Genomic DNA, 17,961 nt, shown 5'->3' on the forward strand with positions numbered 1-17,961 from the left:
ATTGGTCATCGCGCGTGAAGTAGCCTTGGGTTGGTTACGATAGTTACGATATCGGTGATCAGGTTGAGCAGGATGTATGCGCTCGCAAAGATGAGCGTGCAGGCCTGTACAACCGGTATGTCACGCGATCGAACGCCGTCGACAAGCAGCTGCCCGGCGCCGGGGTAAACGAAGACAACCTCCACCACGACCACACCAGTGATCAGGTATGCCAGGTTGACCGTAACCACGTAGGCGATAGGGCCCCAAGCGTTCGGTAGCGCGTGCCGTACAATGACCGAGAACGGGCTCACTCCTTTTAGGTAGGCCATCTCCACGTACGGGGTGGCGAGGAGATTGATGATGGCCGCCCGCGTCATTCTCATCATATATGCAATCGTCACCAAGGCCAGTGTCATCGCCGGAAGCATGCACATCCAAATTCGATCGCCGATCCCCATGTCTGGGGAAACGTCGGCCAGTATCGGGAATGCTGGGATATAGCTGAATACGACGGCGATGCCCTGCGAAAGCCACTCTGGCAGCACCTGCGCCAATCCTGTCATCGCAAAATTGTCTCGCATGATGACGAAGTAGGTCAGGATGTATGCGACGAAGAATTCAGGGACCGAGATAGCTGTTAGCGTCGCGCTGTTCAGTCCCCGGTCTACCCAACCGTTTCTATAAAAAGCGCAAACTATTCCGAGACATATCGATAACGGAACCGCTATGAGGGCTACGAAACTAGCAAGGAAAAGGGTGTTGTAAAGCCGGGGAGCGACAATCGCCGTTACATAGCGTTTGTTGTCGCCGCGACTTGTGAACGATGCTCCAAAGTCGCCGCGCACCGCGCCGCTAATCCAGGTAATGTAGCGCTCCACCGGAGGGCGGTCGAGCCCAAGTTCCCGCTCGAAAGCAGCGACAGTCTCCGGCGTCGCCGACTGACCTAGGACGGCCGTTGCGTAGTTGCCGGGAAGAAGCGTAACCGATCCAAAGATGATGACTGAGACGACGAAAAGCGATGTGATCGCGAGCAGTGCGCGTTGTCCAATCAGCCGTGCAAGACGTCCATACACGCCATTTGACCGTCCGCTTGGCCGGTCTATTGCTACCGAGGCAAGATTCTCCCCGCCGAGACCCACGGTGTGATGTTCCATGCCTTAACTCTCCCTTGGGTGTCCTCGCTCCTGAACTTAATCGAAAGACTGTTCTTACTTCAGAGCGTAGGGCCCGTTCCGCAGGCACGCGTTCCTTTATAATGTCTGCGGTGGCCTTCAATGTACTCATACGTATAAAAAATAACCCGGCGGTACAAGGAAAATCTTCAAATGTCCAACATCACACTCATGGAGGTCAGCGCGGATTACGGACAACCCTTGAGGGAAATTGTTTGCTCGTCGCCGGCGGACATTGATGGCGCTGATCGAAGCCGGGACAATAAAGCGGTTTGCGCACTGGCTGACGATTATCCCGCTCCTCGCTTTTAGTAATCGCTGCCTCGATTGGTCAGAGCTGCGGGTGGCTGCAAACATTTTGAAGCCGCTTCCACGAACGAGCTTGACTTCATACCCGACTTGCTGGATTGAATTACATACTTATGCGTCTTTTTTTAATGGGATGAGTTCACTTTTCATCCATTTCTGGGAGAGAGGCATGCCGGACGAGTTCAACTTCACTGAGGGGACGACGCTCCGCGAGTCTCGCCACGTTCGCCCGCGGTATCATTCCTGGCCATTCCGCCGGTTCTCACGTCCTCAACTGACACAGCCCTTGCCTGGTTCCCGCAGGTTGCGGGAGGGGCTCTGTATCTATGCGGCTAGGTTCAACGCTCAAATTAAAATGAAGCGATATCGCAAAAGGGGAACACAAATGCTCGAAATCAAACGAAGAACACTCATGAAAACCGCAGCGGCTGGTTTGCTGTTGTCAGCCGCGCCGAAGGCGGCGTTCGCCGCGCCGAAGCGCGGCGGCCATATCAAGATCGGCCTATCTGGGGGCTCCTCGCAGGATACCCTGGATCCCGCGAATGTTCTCTACGATTCCGCCTATCTGACGATGGCTACCGCCCGCAGCAACTTGACGAAACGCGCCGCGAACGGAGAGATTGTTCCCGATCTCGCTGAAAAATGGGAACACTCCGACGATCTCAAGACCTGGACTTTCACCATCCGGCAGGGCGTGACTTTCCATAGTGGAAAGTCGCTCGAGTTGAATGATATCGTCGCTTCGTTCAACAGACATCGCGGTCCGGACACCACTTCTCCCGCCAAGTCGGCGCTGGCGGCGGTCGACGATATCCTCGCCGAAGCTCCGAACAAAATCATCTTCAAGCTTAAGGACGCTAACGTCGATTTTCCAAGCATTCTAAGGGATCTGCGTTTTGTGATTGTGCCATCGAAGGACGGCAAAGCCGACGTCACTACCACGGACGGCACTGGTCCTTATAGCATTGAAAGCTTTGAGCCGGGACAAAGGATCCGCTTCAAGCGAAACCCAAATTACTGGGACAAGGAAAACGTCGGCTTCTTTGATACCGCAGAGGTGATCATCATCACAGATGCCGCTGCGCGCATGAACGCCCTGCGGGTCGGACAAGTGGACGTGGCCAATGCCATCGACCTAAGAACGCTCGACATGCTCAGGCGCGTCAAGGGCATCACGATCGACGACGTTCCAAGTGGACGCTACTACATCTTCGGCATGATGGCGAATACCGATCCTTTCAAGGACAAGAACGTTCGCCAGGCAGTAAAGTACTCCATCGACCGAAAAGAAATGCTCGAGAAGATTCTGTCTGGCCACGGTACCCTCGGGAACGACCACCCCATTGCCTCCAATCACCCATATTGGGACAGCAGTCTTCCACAGCGTGAATATGATCCGGACAAAGCGAGGTACTATCTCAAGCAGGCAGGACTGACGTCTCTGGAGATCCCGCTCAGCGTTTCGGAAGCCGCATTCCAGGGTGCGAACGCCGCCGCCGCGCTTTTTGCTGCCTCTGCGTCGAAAGCCGGCGTCACGATCAATGTGACGCGCGAACCCGACGATGGTTATTTCGAAAACGTCTGGATGAAAAAGCCGTTCACTGCCGATTACTGGACACAACAGGCGTCGGCCGATGCGCAGTTCACGCTCGCCTACTCGAAAGGCGCTACGTGGAACGAAACCCGGTTCGAAAACGATCGCTTTAACGAACTCCTGATTAAGGCTCGCGGAACCGTTGACGAAAAGGAGCGGGCCGGCATGTATCACGAGATGCAGCAACTCGTTCACGATGAGAGCGGCTCCGTCATCCCAATGTTCGCGAATTACGTCTGGGCTTCCAAATCCAAGGTTAAGCATCAAGAGGCCCTGTCGTCGGACGGCGATCTCGACGGGTTCCGCTGCATCAATCGTTGGTGGTTTGAGGAATAGCAAAACCGGGGCGCTTTGCGGAAACGCCAGCGCCTCGTTCCTCTACCACGTACCTCTCACGACAGAATTGAAGCCCGCGCGATGATGTCCGCGGTCGATAAGGGCTTGGCTCTCAAGTGACCCAAGCGGGACGATCGAGCAAACTGATCGTTCGGCTTGGGCACATATCTCAACTGAAAATCCGGAAAGGAACTCAACGATGGACGTTCGCGCCGCTGTTGCCGTTCAGGCAGGAAAACCACTCGAAGTGATGACCGTGCAGCTCGAAGGCCCCAAGGCCGGCGAAGTGCTGATCGAGGTCAAGGCAACCGGCATTTGCCACACCGACGACTTCACGCTCTCAGGTGCCGACCCGGAAGGTCTGTTCCCCGCCATTCTCGGCCATGAAGGTGCTGGTATCGTTGTGGACGTTGGACCGGGCGCCACATCTGTGAAGAAGGGCGACCACGTCATCCCGCTCTACACGCCCGAATGCCGCGAGTGTTATTCCTGCCTGTCGCGCAAGACCAATCTCTGCACCTCCATCCGCGCCACGCAGGGCCAGGGCCTGATGCCGGACGGCACATCACGCTTTTCCATCGGCAAGGACAAGATTCACCACTATATGGGCTGCTCGACCTTTGCGAACTACACGGTTCTGCCTGAAATTGCGCTGGCCAAAGTCAATCCCGACGCGCCATTCGACAAGATATGCTACATCGGCTGCGGCGTGACGACTGGCATTGGCGCCGTCATCAACACTGCCAAGGTCGAGATCGGCTCCACCGCCATCGTCTTCGGTCTCGGTGGCATCGGCCTCAACGTGTTGCAGGGTCTTCGCCTTGCCGGTGCGGACATGATCATCGGCGTCGATATCAACAATGAGCGCAAGGCTTGGGGCGAACGCTTCGGCATGACGCATTTCGTCAACCCGAAGGAAGTCGGCGACGACATCGTGCCCTACCTCGTCAACATGACGAAGCGCAATGGCGACACCATCGGCGGTGCGGATTACACATTCGATTGCACCGGCAACACCAAGGTCATGCGTCAGGCACTGGAAGCCTCGCACCGCGGCTGGGGCAAGTCGATCATCATCGGCGTGGCCGGTGCCGGTCAGGAAATCTCCACGCGTCCGTTCCAGTTGGTCACCGGCCGCAACTGGATGGGCACTGCATTCGGTGGCGCCCGCGGTCGTACCGATGTTCCCAAGATCGTCGACTGGTACATGGACGGCAAGATCATCATCGATCCGCTCATCACCCACACCATGCCACTCGAAGACATCAACAAGGGCTTCGAGCTGATGCATTCGGGTGAATCGATCCGCGGCGTGGTGGTCTACTAAGCCATGAAAACCATCTCCATCGACAAGTCTTACGGCGGTACTCAAGGGGTTTATGTCCATCGCTCGGATTCTTGCGGCTGCGACATGACCTTCGCGGTATACCTGCCGCCGCACGCCGCCGGGGGCAATTGCCCGGTGCTGTGGTACCTGTCCGGCCCGACCTGCACGCATGCCAATGTCATGGACAAGGGCGAATATCGGCGGCTTCCCCTGCAGCTTCGCATGCAGGAAGGCTACGGCCACTCCTACTTTTTCACTTCGACCTTTATGCAGGACCATCTGCGCTGGCACGCGCAACGATTAGCAGACTGATTGCAGAGCTCGGCCGGGCATATCGCAAACGGCCAGGGAGGGAAGGAGAGCATCAATGAGCATAGCCATTCATCCGGCAGTGGATTCAGGCTTTCGGGCAACTGACTGCCCTCCCCGCGCTTCGCACTTGAGAAGGCCGCCAAAGCCAAGGGCAAGCCTTTCGATCTCGACGAGATGATCCGCATGGAGGCCGATCGTGGCACAACCAATGTGCGCAAGCTCAGTTTCCCGCACTGGAGACGATGGTTCGGTGTCGAAAACGGATGCCTCGTCCCGGTTACAAGTTTCGCGGAACCGGATCCGGCCAGCCAGGAGGATGGCGGAAACGTGCCCAATACGTGGTGCGCCCGCGACGCAACCAAACCGCTGATGTTCTTTGCCGGCATCCATTTGCCGCAGTGGCAGAGTGTCCGAAAGGTCACGCGCGCCAGGCTGAGCTGCTTGCGCCAGGATGGTCAGCTTCACCTCTAACGGCCAGCGCCGCTTGCGTTCAATGCCTGCATCTTGGCAAAGACCGATCCAAAATCCACCTGACTTGCACTGGGAGGATGCTCTGCTCGGCCGCTACTGTCGTGTAGGTCAGAGGTCTTGCACATACGACACTGCAGGACGTGAAAGCTGTTGCCAAAATTAGCAGCAGCCGACTTTTCTACTATTTTCCAGATGGTCGGGCGGAGTTGTTTCTTCCCGTGCTCTCCTTTGAGATCGATCGTTTTTTCGACAAACAGGAGCACTGTCTGCAGACACTCGATGACTGACCGGGTTGGGGGCTTGCTGCGAAAACATGATCTGCCGTATTCCACGCCGCCCGGCTATCAGCGGCGCTCACCGATCCGGCGACCGAAGCTCACGCTTTCGCTGGCTGGTTATCGGTATGCGTTAGCGGCGGCAGACGGGGCCGATATCGACATTGCATTCACCGTATCCAGGAAGAATTCAGCCTCTCGAACACAGGCGGGTCTGATCGTTGGTATCTACGCCCTGTTCTACGCGCTTGGCCAACTTCCTGCCCAAATACTGAATCGGCATAACCAGCGTCGGGTGGATAACAGCGATATAAGAACAAGTAACAATTTTTCGATAGGGCTTTGTTTTTAGGTTGCAAGCTCCGAATAAAAAAAGGGCGAGCATAACCCCGCCCCTGTGGATCAGAAAATTACCTCTGGCGGAATGTCCTCTGCTTTGACGCCTGCCAGCGCAAGCCCACCACGCATCCACGCGCCAATCTGCCCAGCGCCCTTGTTGTACTCAATCCAGGCGTCCAGGAAATCACGCCAGTCTCTATTGGTCTCTTTTGGGATAACAATGCCCGTCGGCATCGCAACCATTGGATCGCGCAGCATCAGGAAGCGACCAAGCTGCGGCGTTTTTTTCAAGGCTGCAAGTCCGGGTATGGCAGCAAATGCTGCACAATCTGCCCTGCCCGACTGCATGGCGAGTATCACCTCATCGCGAGTTGGGAATGAAGTAATTGTTGCCTTCGGAGCATTCTGACGCGCCGCAAATTCCTGCGTGGAGCCGATGTCGGTCACTATACGGATTTCCGGCTTATTTATGTCGGCCCAGCTATTCGCTTCAACATTAGGCTTTGCGACAACCCCATAACCTTGATTGAAGTAAGGGATCGTGAATCCGACAGCCAAGGCGCGAGCACCGGTGTGCGTCGAAGCCATACCAATGTCGACCTTGTCGGTCTGAAGCTGAAGGATCTGGTCGCCCCATGTCGAGTCGACGAACTGAACCTTGACCTTGAGAATATTCGCGATGTCTTTGGCCATCTCGACAGCCGCGCCGATGATCTCGCCGCTCTTCAGGTCCTTGACGAAGTACGGGGGCTCGCCAACAGGTGCTGCGACCCGAAGGACGCCGCGATCTTTGATCTTGTCAATTCTAGAGTCAGAAGGCTGCGCGCTGGCAAGCTTTGTTTGAACTCCGATGTAAGCAGCAGTCGCCGTTGCACCGAGAACCAGTTTACCGAATCCTCTACGGCTCCGAGTATTATCAATCTTTTCCAATGAACTTCCCCTTATTTTGTTTGTTCAAACAACGCCAGCGAACTTTCAGGGTTCGTGGTACTCACTTCCAGCGGCTACGGCCTTACATAGTGAGATAAGAACGTTTTAGCCGCGTCGGTTGTTGGTGCTGCGAAGAAGTCGTTCGATCTAGCGTCTTCGACGATCAAGCCTTCCTTCATAAACAGCACTCGATCCGCAACGTCATGCGCGAATGACATTTCGTGCGTGACGACGACCATGGTCATTCCCTCTTTGGCGAGATCCTTCATCACGCTAAGCACCTCGGCCACCAATTCAGGGTCGAGCGCCGATGTAGCCTCATCGAACAACATGACCTCTGGCTTCATTGCCAAAGCGCGAGCGATAGCGACGCGCTGCTTTTGTCCGCCTGACAACTGCGCCGGGTAATCATTCGCTTTTGGGCTCAGGCCGACTTTCTGCAGCAATGCGAGACCTTCCTGCTTCGCATCAGCCTTCTTGCGCTTCTTCACTGTCACCAAGCCTTCGATGACATTTTCGATTACCGTCATGTGGGGGAAGAGATTGAAGCTCTGAAACACCATGCCGATCTGTTCGCGGAACGCCGATAAGCTATTATCTTTTGGGGCGCGGCTCGATTTTTGGAACTCAAATAATTTGCCGCAAACTTCGATACTGCCGGTTGTTGGGGCCACCAAGAGGTTAAGACATCGGCAAAGCGTTGATTTACCGGATCCAGATGGCCCGATCAGTGCAACAACCTCGCCCTTTTTGACGCTGAAATCGATGTCTTGCAGCACTCGATGGTCGGCGTAATACTTGTTGAGCTTCGACACGCGAACGACGGTTTCATTGGAAGACACTAGCATGGTCACGCTCCCATACTTTTCTTGATCTCCAGGCGTCGAGCCAGAAGAGTCGCGGGAAACAGAATGAGGAAATAGAGCACCGCGACAGCTGAGTACAACTCAAGCGGTCGGTAAGTTTCATGTGTGATCAACTGCGACTGATAGATGAGGTCTGGCAGCGCGAGGACAGATATAAGCGAGGTATTCTTCAACTGCATAATGGACTGGTTTACCAAGGGAGGAACCATCTTCTTGAGTGCTTGGGGCAACACGATACGGCGCATGACAGCGCCTCGTCTCATCCCCAAGGCCTTTGCGGCTTCGGTCTGGCCTTCGTCGACTGACTTGATGCCGCCCCGGATGATCTCGCCGTAGAATGCACCACCATACAAAGACAACGCCCAGAAAGCGGCAACACTCGCACTAATCTCGACGCCAAGAAGAGCAGGCAGCGCATAGTAGAACCAGATTAGGCTTACGAGCAGGGGCGTACATCTGAAGAGTTCGGTGATGGCTGCGAATGGTGCGATCAGAAACAAGCTGCCTGACAGCCGCGCAAACGCCGCGCTCAGTCCGAATATCATGCCACCTATGATCGTCAGCAGCGCAAACACGACGGTATATAGCAGACCGCTTAGAAGCAGCCCTTTATAGTCCCAGATTACATTTAAGTCCCAAACGTACATGATAACCCTGCATAACCCTGCTGTTAAATTTACCGTCTGCCTGAGGCTCAAAAGGGCGCGCCAACTAGTCCGACCGTACGGAAGATAGACTCTGTAGTCTATAATACAAACTAATGCGTATCTATAAATTCACAAACGTATGCTGTCAACAGGAGCACGCTTTCGTCATTCGCTATTCATCATCAAATTACCATCACATACCAAACACGATATCTGATGTACTACAAGGTATATGAGACGCAACATCGTCAAGCGTGCCAAAACGGAAGCGATCTTGCCCAACGCCGTTTCATGCTCATCAATCACAACAATCCCTTCGTCGCCGATAGATCGAGGAAATTGAACCAAAGTTCTTATGCTGGCCAATGCTCGCGATGAGCGCGAACGTAGCCAAGAGCACGATCAACTCATCCTCGACAAAGTTGTCCACCAGCGGCTAGTCGCAATGACGGCGAATTTTAATAAGCTCGGAACGATCCAGACACTCAAAGCGGGGAACGCTCGCGACCGCTGGTTGTTGATTGCCACTGAGAAGTGACCCGGTAGCGCAGGATAGGGGGTGCGGACGAAAACTTGGACCACCAGCAGGAGGTAGTTCATGTATTCCTACGCAGACAGACTTCGAGCCGTTGAGCTCTACATCCGGCTTGGCAAGCGGCTCAAGGCAACCATTCGGCAGTTGGGTTATCCCACAAAGAATGCTTTGAGGGGTTGGTACCGCGAGCACGTCGAGAATCGCGACTTGCGTGTTCAGGCGGTAGCTCGAGCACCAAAATTTTCCGAGGCCCAAAAGCAGGCTGCCCTTGAGCATTACCGCACTCACGATCGTTGCATCTCTTCAACGATGAGGGCGCTTGGCTACCCTGGTCGCGGAACTTTAACCGGATGGGTCCGGGAGGCCTTTCCGGAGGCGCGCTCATCCATGGTTGGTCGATCTTGGCGCCGTGGCTATTCCGATGAGATCCGGCAAGTAGGGGTCATAGGTCTCTGTAGTGGAGATCAAAGCGCTCAACAGGTGGCTGACCGGCTGGGCGTCTCAAGGCCGACATTGTATAGCTGGAGAGACCAGCTTCTCGGTCATGAGGCTTCTTCATCCATGAAACGCCGCAAAACCAACGCTAAAGCGCCAGAACGTGAAGAACTCGAGCGACAGCTCGAAGCCCTCCAGCGCGATGTCCGCCAATTGCAACTCGAGCATGACCTCCTAAAGAAGGCCAATGAACTGCTAAAAAAAGGCCTGGGCGTCGATCTGCAGATCCTGAGTAATCGGGAGAAGACACAGCTGGTTGACGCTCTTAGGACTATCTATCKAGTGCCGGAACTGCTTGCCCAATTGGGCTTGGCGCGCAGCTCCTACTTCTATCACAGGATCCGTGCGGGCCTGGCAGACAAATATGTCGCCATCCGCCGCAGCATGACGGAAATCTTTGAAACGAACCATCGTTGTTACGGCTATCGCAGACTACAGGAGTCGTTGGGCAGGCAGAGCGTGACAATCTCGGAAAAGGTGGTCCAGCGCTTGATGAAGCAGGAGCAGCTGGTGGTCGCAAGACCACGTCGAAAGCGTTTCGGATCCTACATGGGAGAAATCAGTCCGGCGCCCGAGAACATAATCAATCGCGATTTCCATGCGAATGCGCCGAACGTGAAGTGGCTGACAGACATCACCGAGTTCCAGATCCCAGCTGGGAAGGTCTACCTTTCGCCTATCATCGACTGCTTCGACGGCATGGTCATCAGTTGGTCGATTGGAACGCAACCCGATGCAGGGCTGGTCAACACCATGCTGGATGCAGCCATTGTGACCGTGACCGAAGTTGAAGAACGGCCAATCGTTCATTCCGATCGCGGAGCTCATTACCGCTGGCCAGGCTGGCTGACCCGGATCAGCGAAGCGAAACTGGTTCGCTCGATGTCCCGAAAGGGTTGCTCTCAAGACAACGCCGCGTGCGAAGGCTTCTTCGGCCGGTTGAAAAACGAACTCTTCTATCCTCGGGAGTGGAAGGCCATGACCATCGAACAGTTCGTCGGCGAGGTGGATGCCTATATCTGCTGGTACAATGAGAAGCGCATCAAGATATCGCTGGGCTCACTCAGCCCGGTCGAATATCGTAAAAGTCTCGGCCTGATCTTATAAATCAGTCCAAGTTTTTATCCGCACCCCCGCCGGGTCACTTCTCAGTGAAAATCAACAGCGATCCGTTCCACAGACTTGGAAGCTCCGCTTCGCGAGGTCGATCGCAAGGATATTCACCTGTGTCATCTGCTTTCCCTCCGTGAGCGCCACAATGGCGCTAGGCAGGCATCATACGCCGATGCCGGCCGGAAGGGGGCATCCACCCCAAACAGAACCGGACGACCTACTGCGACGGCCGTCGCACCTAGCGACAGAGCGCGGACGACATCGATGCCGCGACGGATGCCGCTATCGAAGATGACGGGAACGCGACCTCCTACAGCTTCCACCACCTCGCTCAGGACGGAAATCGAGGCAGGTAATCCATCCAACTGTCTACCGCCATGATTCGAAACTTGAACAGCGCTTGCCCCGGCTTTGATCGCTGCGTCTGCGTCGGGACCCCGCATGATACCTTTCACAACGACGGGGAGGCGAGACATCGATTTGACACGACCAATATCATCGAAAGTCAGATCAATTTTCTTATTGCGGAAGTCACCGGTGCCACCGTAACGCGGGTCGTGATTGCCAAGGTGAACTCGCTGGGAAACGGTCGGCCAAGTCGAATGAACTCGTCGCTGGCGCCTGGACCCAAGGCGTCCGCCGTGAGAATGACAGCGCTGTAGCCAGCGTTACGGGCTCTGTCCAGAAGGCTCTGCGTAACTTTTTCATCGGCATTGTAGTAAAGCTGGAACCATTTAGGCCCTGTTGTTGCCTCCGCAATCTCTTCCAACGGCCTGTTTGATGCCCCGGACGATTGATACAGAGCTCCGCCATACCTGCTCCACCAGCTGCGGCGAGTTCGGGGATGGGACTGGCAAAGATCTGGGCACCCATAGGAGCAACCATAATCGAAAAGGGCAGCCTATGGCCCAGCAGGTCGGTTTCGAGGTTGATGCTTTTGGCAGGCCAATTTTCTCGTGATCGAAGCCCGGCTATGCGTTTACCGGCTTCATTACCAATTGCCGCGACGATGATTGCTGACCCAGCGATACATGCCGAGGACGTTTAAGGTCTTCATTGTGCTGAATGCGGTCCATGACTGGACTTCAGGACTGAACTTTATGTTGCGATACAGTTCGTCCCAGGACTGTCCCTGACGCACAAGATCAAGCACCTGCTGATGCAGATCAACCATGTACGAGCGCTCTGCAACGATATCTGCCTTAGCAGCAGGTGTGTAATGGCCAACATCAATGAAATCGACATCCTGTTTGATCACCCAATCAAGCGTCTCGACCCAGCCCTCATAATAAAAGTCAAGAAAGTCGTTATATGGCATCGACTTGCTCTCGCACACGTCGGTGCACTGCAAAGCCCGATCCTTCGGAAACGACACCATTACCATGCTGTCGGAATGGCTGCCTGCGACACGATGAAGATTAACTTTCTCGCCTCCGAGAGTGATCGTCATATCTTCATCGAACACTTTGTCGGGGAGCGCTGTCGGTATCCCCTCTCCCACGATCGGCTCGACAGCCCTGGCATTCGCTACCACAATTGCGCCCGCCTGCTGGAAAATCTGTCCGCCGCTGATATGGTCGGCATGTGCGTGGGTGTACACGACATATTTTACCGGCACGTGGAATTTACTCTGAATCTCATTCTTTAGCCATTCTGACGTGCATGTCATCGCGGGGTCGATGACTAAAGCGCCTTCGGTGGTGATAAGTACCAAACCGCTGTGGACGGCCAGTCCGGGACCCGTCGTGTGACGATAGAGATTTCCCTTGATGTGTTCGAGAGCTCTCGGGTTGTCCGGGCAGGCGGCCGCGGTGAAGTCCTTTTTGACAATCCGATCCGAATACTTGGATGCGTCCATTGCGACACCGTCGTCGCTCGCAGCAAGTGCTGCCGAGCTGAAAAGAAATCCCGCCAGCAACGCGGTGGAGACTGTAGTTATCTTCATGGGGCCCTCAATCTAATTGTCTGGCCGTTGCACTTCACGACAACGATCGGCAAGGCGGCAGTGGTTTCGTCAGGTTCGCCGTCTAAATCCATCAAATTGACTGATCGATAAATTCCTATAATGTCTATCCTAATGAACAGTTTTATCGATAGAAGACGCAAGCTACCCACACTCGACCAAATGAGTGTTTTTCTCACCGTCGTGGACGAGAAAGGCTTCGCGGCTGCAGCCCGCCATCTTAATAGGCAACAATCGGTCATTAGCTATTCGATAGCAGCCATGGAAGCGCAGCTTGGTGGGGTCGAATTGTTTGATAGAAGCAAGCGGCGTCCTGTCCTTACGGAGGTTGGAAGAGCGGTTCTGGTCGATGCAAGGCGTATAGTACAGGAGATGGATGGTCTGGCCGCCAGGGTGGACGGGCTTCTTTCTGGAGTGGAGCCTGAACTGCGCTTAGTAGTTGACGCCTTGCTTCCGGCATCCTGGGTTGTTGCTGTATTAAAGGAGTTGCGGGAAGAATTTCCGAGCTTGCTTATTTCGCTTCGCATCGAATTGCTTGGGGGCGTACCATTAAGCGTTCTTAGTGGAGAGACCGATATCGGTATTAGTGGCCCCCTTTTTAACCGGATAGATGGCCTCGATCATACGTATATCGGCAAAACCAGGCTGCTGCCTGTCGCCTCACCTGATCACCCCTTGTCGTATAAAGAGGACGCGATACGCTCCTCCGAGGCGCAGCGCCATACGCAAGTCGTGCTATCGGATAATTCGAAATTGTCCGCGGGGCGGGATTTCTCAGTACTTGCAACCGAAACTATTCGAGTTTCTGACCTCAGAGCGAAGCACTACCTAATCCTTGCAGGGTTGGGATGGGGTAACTTGCCAGAACCGTTGATTAGCGAAGATATTGCCGCTGGCAATCTCAAAAGGCTGCGTCTTGCCGAATGGGAGGAACGCCCCTATCCGTTCCACTCAGTATATAAAGCGGGCCACCCTGTGCGCCCTGCCGCTGCTTGTTTCATCGCACGCTTGGGCGCACTTCTGAACCGATCTGAGCGATGAAGCTTGGACTATCGTTTTGCAGGCTTGCGACGGGACATCTGTATAGAGTCGACCAAGGCTCCAGTGAGCTAGCTCTTATCATCTGACAATTTTTTACCAGCGTTGATGTCGAAGTAATCGCGCCAAGCCACGATATGGTCGCCCTCCACCTCGAATATGCCCATCACCTTGATTGCGGCGATCTCACTGCCGTCGGCGCGTACAAAGCGGTCCAGTCGCTCGGTGAGCACGCGATTCCCGTCTGCGGCGATCGCGAGCATGTCAAAATGGACTGCCGCGACGCTCCTCGATCTGTTTGGCCGCTGAAGAAACGCGATGGCTTCGTCAATGCCGGTCGTTCTCGAAACACCTTCATTGACCCAAACCGTCTGGGACGTGAAATATCGCCGGATGGCGACCTTGCCATCCTCCTCAGGGATAGCAGCGGAGAAGGCTTTGACGATTTCGATGGGCTTTGGCATTCTGTTGTCCTTTACTTGAATGATATATCGGGCGACTGATACCTAGCAACGACCTAAACCATCCCAGCAGCCTGGTTATAAGCGCAGATAACATTTGAACACTCTCCACGTCTAAATTCATAAGAGTGACCTAAGCGGAGGGATCGGCCTATCGAAAAGTAGCTGTAGTCTTTTGCTCATTATCTAGAGTTGAATTGCGCGCTCGGTGCGGAGACAATAACCTCCGCCCCTTTTCATCGTCCGCGAGCGGGCTCCTCAAGGCGCGGCGAACGTTTCGATGGCTTTAACGTCGAAATAGTCCCGCCACGCGACGATCTTGTCGCCTTCGAGCTCGAAGATGCCCATGACCTTGAACCGTCCGATTTCGCTGCCATCGGCACGCTCGAACCGGTCGAGCCTTTCGGTGAGAACGCGGTTTTCGTCTGCGGCAATCGCGAGCATATCGATATGGACCGTCGCGATGCCCATCGACTTCTCCAGTTCGTTGATCATGGCGATGGCCTCATCGATGCCCGTTGTCACGGAAACACCTTCGTTGACCCAACTCGTGGTGGGAGTAAACCAGCGATGGACAGCTGGCCTTCCGCCGTCTTCAACAAACGCAGCGCAAAAGGCCGAAACAGTTTTGATTGGGGTGGGCATAGTAGCTCCTTTAATTGATCTCGAGGCCTTAATGGTCTCGTTGTTGAGCCTAAAAATAGTGGACGAACCGCGACGCCACGATGTCGGATTATCCGCCATCATTGCCTGATTTTCCGGAATGTTTGATAATTCTGGGCAATCAAGCTAACGTGCCTTGATGAGCGAACTCGACGAAATCCGCGAAATGGCGGTGCGGCATGCCGGACGGCCAAACCAACAGCTGCCAAGGCTGGTTGCTTACACCCTCGACCATACGACCGAAGTCGATCCCCTGGTCTACGACCCTGCAGCGTCTCTGGTAATCCAAGGGACCCAACGCATGTTCATCGGCGACCAGATGTTCGAGTATGGCCCCGGCCAGAGCATGATCATGGCGGCTGAGATCGCCGCGTTAGGCCAAGTCTGTGAGGCGTCGAAGGACAAGCCGTTCGTTGCGGTCGGCCTCTTTCTCGATCCTGTAGTGCTATCGGATCTTATACTCGAAATGGCCTCGATACCTGATTTGCCGATCGCGTCAGGATACGGGGTGAGTGCCGCGAGTGCGTCGCTTGTGGGGGCTTGGCGAAGATTGTTGGAGTTGCTCGACCGCCCGGCTGAAATACCGGTCATGGCGCAGTCCCTGGAGCATGAACTCATGTTCCGGCTGCTGATGGGGCCGCACGGCACCCTCCTCCGTCAGATCGCCGGAAGCAGTTCGCGCTTGGCGCACATCCGAAAAGCCATGGCCTGGATCCGGGATCATTATACCGAGCGTCTCGATTTCAAGGCGGTCGCAAACCTTGCGGGCATGAGTGTGTCCGTTTTTTACGACCGCTTTAGATCCGTCGCTGCCGTTAGCCCACTCCAGTATCAAAAGTACATCCGGCTCCACGAGGCCCGTCGCCGCATGATCGCGGACCACGTGAGCGCAGCCGAGGTGGGGTTCGCTGTCGGCTATGAAAGCGCCTCGCAGTTCAGCCGTGAATACAAGCGTCTCTTCGGAGCACCGCCGGGTCAAGATACCGAGAGAGCGAAGGCGGGCTTGGGGGGAACCAATCGACCGAAATCGCTTAGTGTGAGGCCAGACGTTGCCGAAAGCGGCGACCACTAACGTCAAACGCTAGGTTTATCTCGGCGGCAGCCCGATGTTGCAGGCATTGCGAGCCGTCGGCTTTGGTAAGGGTGAAAACCTGGAACGAAAGGCTTTGCCAACTCTATGTATATGTACAAGGACCGGGCACACAGGACAACACAGGAGATCTCTCATGATTGGACGTTCTGAAATCTTCGACTACGCCAAAAGGAAGTTCGACGCCAAACCCGATTATCCGTTCGAGAAGTTTCCGCGGTACGCGATCCTTCGCCATACCGACGACAACAGATGGTTTGGGCTGATCATGAATGTACCTCAGGAAAAGCTAGCTCTCAAAGGCGAAGGAGATGTCGATGTGATCGACATCAAATGCCATCCGGGAAAAATTGACGACCTCAAGACAAAGCCTGGCTTCAGGCCGGCCTATCATATGAACAAGGAGCACTGGCTTACCGTTGTCCTCGATGGATCAGTATCGAGGGAAGATGTCTTCGCGCTTCTCGACGAAAGCTACGACCTGACGAAATAAGTCGACCCTTGCGGCAAATACCCATCCGGGGTGGCATGACGGGTTCGTCGTGATCTCTCGTTTCCGCGTGTGGCTCTGCCAGAGCGGGTTGTCCGTCACTTTGTCCGGAGGGCAGCTCAGGGCCTCTCGATGCCTTGAAAAGTTTTAAAGACTTCGGCCGCATGGAGGGTCGCGTCATATGGCATGTTTCCGATCCCTTTGGTGGTGGGTTCGGTGCTAACGGCAGTCCAAAGGCGGTTTCTGTTTCCTTCTGCAAAATCCAGGAGGGTGTCACGGACGAAGGTGTCGCGGACAATCTGCTCTCCGCTGGCACCTGGGCGTTCCTGGCCGACAATGCCGTACATCTCGGTGCCATGCACCGCGTGCGCGCCCTCGACGGGGCCGACCGACAGCAGGTGCGCATTTCCGCCCGCTGCGGCGTGCGCCAGCGCAGCACGGACGTGTGGCAGAGTAAAGGAGAAATCGGTGAGCAATTCCCCGCGGACCTGAACGGGAGTGCGCCCGTCGATATCGTACGCGCCAATGACCGCACGGGCGCGACTGTGTGGAATTCGATTCCTCGTGGCGAATTCCTTGACGAGTTCGCTGATGCTGCCGGGATCGAAGTCCTTGGTCTTGTGAAGAACCCACCAGTCGGTTTCGTGGGTAGTGCTGCTTAACAGGATGTCAATGTCCCGATGCCGTCCGGATTCGAGGACCCGCAGGGGATGATGCGCAATGATACCACCCGGCTGGGCGTGGTCATCCACAATGGCAATGACATTGTTGTCGATGCCGTGGCGTGCACCGGGGTCTGCAGGTTGCGTCTTGCTCATTGTCTCGGCGAGCAACTTTGCGTCAATGTTCAGCAGCTTCTCGGGATCGTCCTGAATTCCGAGCGCGGTGAGCACGTCCAGTGCGCGTTCTTCCGCGCCCCACGCAGGCACCAAACGTGAAGCCATGCCGGAGAAAGCCGCGAGGTGGTGGTAGAGGCCATCGGCCGATGGCGCGGCAAGGAGGGCGAGGGTCGCGAAAGCACCTGCGCTGTGGCCGGTAACGGTGACGTTGTTCGGATCGCCTCCAAAACGGGCAATGTTCGCTTTTACCCACTGGAGTGCGGTGATGATGTCCTGGAGGCCGAGATTGGTGGCGTCCGCGAACACGCCCCCATAGTGTGAAAGTGAAAGCCAGCCGAACGGCCCGAGCCGGTAGTTGAGGGACACCCCGACGGCGCGGCCGGTCGCGGCCAGACCCGAGGCGTTTGACGTTGTCTGGGTGTTTGCACCAAGCTCGAACCCGCCGCCATAGATATAGACAATCACCGGAAGGGGCCGATTGCCGGCGTTTTCAGGTGCCCAGACGTTCAGGTTCAGGCAATCCTCCGAGAACCCATTGTCGGCCTCGAGCCAGCTGGTGTCCCCGGCTTGCAGCGGGGCCGGTCCCTTCTGGTCGTATGGTCGGCCCGGATCGAACGGCAGCAGGATCGGACGGCGAAAACGTTCGGCGGTGGCATAAGGGATGCCTAGCCAAGAGCGGATCGAGTGGGCAGCGGTATTAGCATCAGTCATGTA

General features: G+C 55.5%; 16 protein-coding genes and 3 pseudogenes. 10 read left to right on the forward strand and 9 right to left on the reverse strand.

The features are described 5' to 3' along the window. Nucleotides 1-5: 5 nt before the first annotated feature. On the reverse strand, nt 6-1,136 hold the full coding sequence (locus AC1DCP_RS24920; protein WP_441360515.1) for an ABC transporter permease: 1,131 nt from the start codon (nt 1,134-1,136) through the stop codon (nt 6-8). 256 nt (nt 1,137-1,392) lie between these two features. On the opposite strand from AC1DCP_RS24920, the gene AC1DCP_RS24925 reads away from it, so the two are divergent. From AC1DCP_RS24925 to AC1DCP_RS24945, 5 genes and pseudogenes are all read left to right on the forward strand, one after another. Further along, complete coding sequence (locus tag AC1DCP_RS24925; protein ID WP_476764364.1) at nt 1,393-3,393, forward strand: ABC transporter substrate-binding protein; 2,001 nt, start codon at nt 1,393-1,395, stop codon at nt 3,391-3,393. 199 nt (nt 3,394-3,592) lie between these two features. Continuing rightward, nucleotides 3,593-4,720 (forward strand): S-(hydroxymethyl)glutathione dehydrogenase/class III alcohol dehydrogenase, encoded by a 1,128-nt coding sequence (locus AC1DCP_RS24930; protein WP_441360517.1) that lies wholly within the window; start codon nt 3,593-3,595, stop codon nt 4,718-4,720. Nucleotides 4,721-4,723: 3 nt separating this feature from the next. Beyond that, nucleotides 4,724-4,939 (forward strand): annotated as a pseudogene (locus tag AC1DCP_RS24935) (alpha/beta hydrolase-fold protein); the annotation flags it as partial. A 198-nt stretch (nt 4,940-5,137) separates the two neighbouring features. Beyond that, nucleotides 5,138-5,452 (forward strand): annotated as a pseudogene (locus AC1DCP_RS24940) (SOS response-associated peptidase); the annotation flags it as partial. A gap of 330 nt (nt 5,453-5,782) precedes the next feature. Further along, nucleotides 5,783-6,130: a hypothetical protein gene (locus AC1DCP_RS24945; RefSeq protein ID WP_441360518.1), complete on the forward strand. Its 348-nt coding sequence runs from the start codon at nt 5,783-5,785 to the stop codon at nt 6,128-6,130. 50 nt (nt 6,131-6,180) lie between these two features. Here AC1DCP_RS24945 and AC1DCP_RS24950 read toward each other — a convergent pair whose 3' ends face one another. The 3 genes from AC1DCP_RS24950 to AC1DCP_RS24960 all read right to left on the reverse strand — a co-directional run bounded on the left by AC1DCP_RS24950 (nt 6,181) and on the right by AC1DCP_RS24960 (nt 8,560). Continuing rightward, the gene (locus tag AC1DCP_RS24950) at nt 6,181-7,047 is read right to left on the reverse strand and encodes a transporter substrate-binding domain-containing protein (protein WP_441360519.1); all 867 of its coding nucleotides are present in this window, start codon (nt 7,045-7,047) and stop codon (nt 6,181-6,183) included. Between the two features lie 74 nt (nt 7,048-7,121). Further along, nucleotides 7,122-7,895, reverse strand: a complete 774-nt coding sequence (locus tag AC1DCP_RS24955) for an amino acid ABC transporter ATP-binding protein (RefSeq protein WP_441360520.1) — start codon at nt 7,893-7,895, stop codon at nt 7,122-7,124. Between the two features lie 2 nt (nt 7,896-7,897). After that, on the reverse strand, nt 7,898-8,560 hold the full coding sequence (locus AC1DCP_RS24960; RefSeq protein WP_441360521.1) for an amino acid ABC transporter permease: 663 nt from the start codon (nt 8,558-8,560) through the stop codon (nt 7,898-7,900). Nucleotides 8,561-8,915: 355 nt separating this feature from the next. On the opposite strand from AC1DCP_RS24960, the gene AC1DCP_RS24965 reads away from it, so the two are divergent. Continuing rightward, nucleotides 8,916-9,098 carry a hypothetical protein gene (locus AC1DCP_RS24965; protein ID WP_441360522.1) on the forward strand — a complete coding sequence of 61 codons (183 nt, stop codon included), beginning with the start codon at nt 8,916-8,918 and terminating at the stop codon, nt 9,096-9,098. Nucleotides 9,099-9,158: 60 nt separating this feature from the next. Further along, nucleotides 9,159-10,697: an IS3 family transposase gene (locus AC1DCP_RS24970; protein ID WP_476774753.1), complete on the forward strand. Its 1,539-nt coding sequence runs from the start codon at nt 9,159-9,161 to the stop codon at nt 10,695-10,697. Nucleotides 10,698-10,819: 122 nt separating this feature from the next. On the opposite strand, the pseudogene AC1DCP_RS24975 reads toward AC1DCP_RS24970, so the two are convergent. Both AC1DCP_RS24975 and AC1DCP_RS24980 read right to left on the reverse strand, forming a co-directional pair. Then, nucleotides 10,820-11,472: pseudogene (locus tag AC1DCP_RS24975) on the reverse strand (alpha-hydroxy-acid oxidizing protein). Nucleotides 11,473-11,694: 222 nt separating this feature from the next. Beyond that, nucleotides 11,695-12,648: an MBL fold metallo-hydrolase gene (locus AC1DCP_RS24980; protein WP_441360524.1), complete on the reverse strand. Its 954-nt coding sequence runs from the start codon at nt 12,646-12,648 to the stop codon at nt 11,695-11,697. A 132-nt stretch (nt 12,649-12,780) separates the two neighbouring features. Here AC1DCP_RS24980 and AC1DCP_RS24985 point away from each other — a divergent pair, with 132 nt between their 5' ends. Next, nucleotides 12,781-13,707, forward strand: a complete 927-nt coding sequence (locus tag AC1DCP_RS24985) for a LysR family transcriptional regulator (protein ID WP_476774754.1) — start codon at nt 12,781-12,783, stop codon at nt 13,705-13,707. A gap of 68 nt (nt 13,708-13,775) precedes the next feature. Here the strand turns inward: AC1DCP_RS24985 and AC1DCP_RS24990 are convergent, their stop codons facing one another. Together AC1DCP_RS24990 and AC1DCP_RS24995 are read right to left on the reverse strand one after the other, a co-directional pair. Then, nucleotides 13,776-14,168 carry a limonene-1,2-epoxide hydrolase family protein gene (locus tag AC1DCP_RS24990; RefSeq protein WP_441360526.1) on the reverse strand — a complete coding sequence of 131 codons (393 nt, stop codon included), beginning with the start codon at nt 14,166-14,168 and terminating at the stop codon, nt 13,776-13,778. Nucleotides 14,169-14,423: 255 nt separating this feature from the next. After that, nucleotides 14,424-14,810, reverse strand: coding sequence for a limonene-1,2-epoxide hydrolase (locus AC1DCP_RS24995; RefSeq protein WP_441360527.1), 387 nt, complete (start codon nt 14,808-14,810; stop codon nt 14,424-14,426). Between the two features lie 157 nt (nt 14,811-14,967). Here AC1DCP_RS24995 and AC1DCP_RS25000 point away from each other — a divergent pair, with 157 nt between their 5' ends. Both AC1DCP_RS25000 and AC1DCP_RS25005 read left to right on the forward strand, forming a co-directional pair. Next, nucleotides 14,968-15,900, forward strand: coding sequence for an AraC family transcriptional regulator (locus AC1DCP_RS25000; RefSeq protein ID WP_441360528.1), 933 nt, complete (start codon nt 14,968-14,970; stop codon nt 15,898-15,900). Between the two features lie 154 nt (nt 15,901-16,054). Beyond that, nucleotides 16,055-16,411 (forward strand): MmcQ/YjbR family DNA-binding protein, encoded by a 357-nt coding sequence (locus AC1DCP_RS25005; protein ID WP_441360529.1) that lies wholly within the window; start codon nt 16,055-16,057, stop codon nt 16,409-16,411. 116 nt (nt 16,412-16,527) lie between these two features. Here the strand turns inward: AC1DCP_RS25005 and AC1DCP_RS25010 are convergent, their stop codons facing one another. Beyond that, on the reverse strand, nt 16,528-17,958 hold the full coding sequence (locus AC1DCP_RS25010; protein WP_476774755.1) for a carboxylesterase family protein: 1,431 nt from the start codon (nt 17,956-17,958) through the stop codon (nt 16,528-16,530). Between the last annotated feature and the right edge of the window lie 3 nt (nt 17,959-17,961).

It is taken from the genome of Agrobacterium sp. 10T429 (genome assembly GCF_056393925.1).

Coding starts and splice junctions, on each gene's coding strand:
- AC1DCP_RS24920 (WP_441360515.1), bottom strand. CDS start 1,136: ATGGAACATCACACCGTGGGTCTCGGCGGGGAGAATCTTGCCTCGGTA.
- AC1DCP_RS24925 (WP_476764364.1), top strand. CDS start 1,393: ATGGCGCTGATCGAAGCCGGGACAATAAAGCGGTTTGCGCACTGGCTG.
- AC1DCP_RS24930 (WP_441360517.1), top strand. CDS start 3,593: ATGGACGTTCGCGCCGCTGTTGCCGTTCAGGCAGGAAAACCACTCGAA.
- AC1DCP_RS24945 (WP_441360518.1), top strand. CDS start 5,783: ATGACTGACCGGGTTGGGGGCTTGCTGCGAAAACATGATCTGCCGTAT.
- AC1DCP_RS24955 (WP_441360520.1), bottom strand. CDS start 7,895: ATGCTAGTGTCTTCCAATGAAACCGTCGTTCGCGTGTCGAAGCTCAAC.
- AC1DCP_RS24960 (WP_441360521.1), bottom strand. CDS start 8,560: ATGTACGTTTGGGACTTAAATGTAATCTGGGACTATAAAGGGCTGCTT.
- AC1DCP_RS24965 (WP_441360522.1), top strand. CDS start 8,916: ATGCTGGCCAATGCTCGCGATGAGCGCGAACGTAGCCAAGAGCACGAT.
- AC1DCP_RS24980 (WP_441360524.1), bottom strand. CDS start 12,648: ATGAAGATAACTACAGTCTCCACCGCGTTGCTGGCGGGATTTCTTTTC.
- AC1DCP_RS24985 (WP_476774754.1), top strand. CDS start 12,781: ATGAACAGTTTTATCGATAGAAGACGCAAGCTACCCACACTCGACCAA.
- AC1DCP_RS24990 (WP_441360526.1), bottom strand. CDS start 14,168: ATGCCAAAGCCCATCGAAATCGTCAAAGCCTTCTCCGCTGCTATCCCT.
- AC1DCP_RS24995 (WP_441360527.1), bottom strand. CDS start 14,810: ATGCCCACCCCAATCAAAACTGTTTCGGCCTTTTGCGCTGCGTTTGTT.
- AC1DCP_RS25000 (WP_441360528.1), top strand. CDS start 14,968: ATGAGCGAACTCGACGAAATCCGCGAAATGGCGGTGCGGCATGCCGGA.
- AC1DCP_RS25005 (WP_441360529.1), top strand. CDS start 16,055: ATGATTGGACGTTCTGAAATCTTCGACTACGCCAAAAGGAAGTTCGAC.
- AC1DCP_RS25010 (WP_476774755.1), bottom strand. CDS start 17,958: ATGACTGATGCTAATACCGCTGCCCACTCGATCCGCTCTTGGCTAGGC.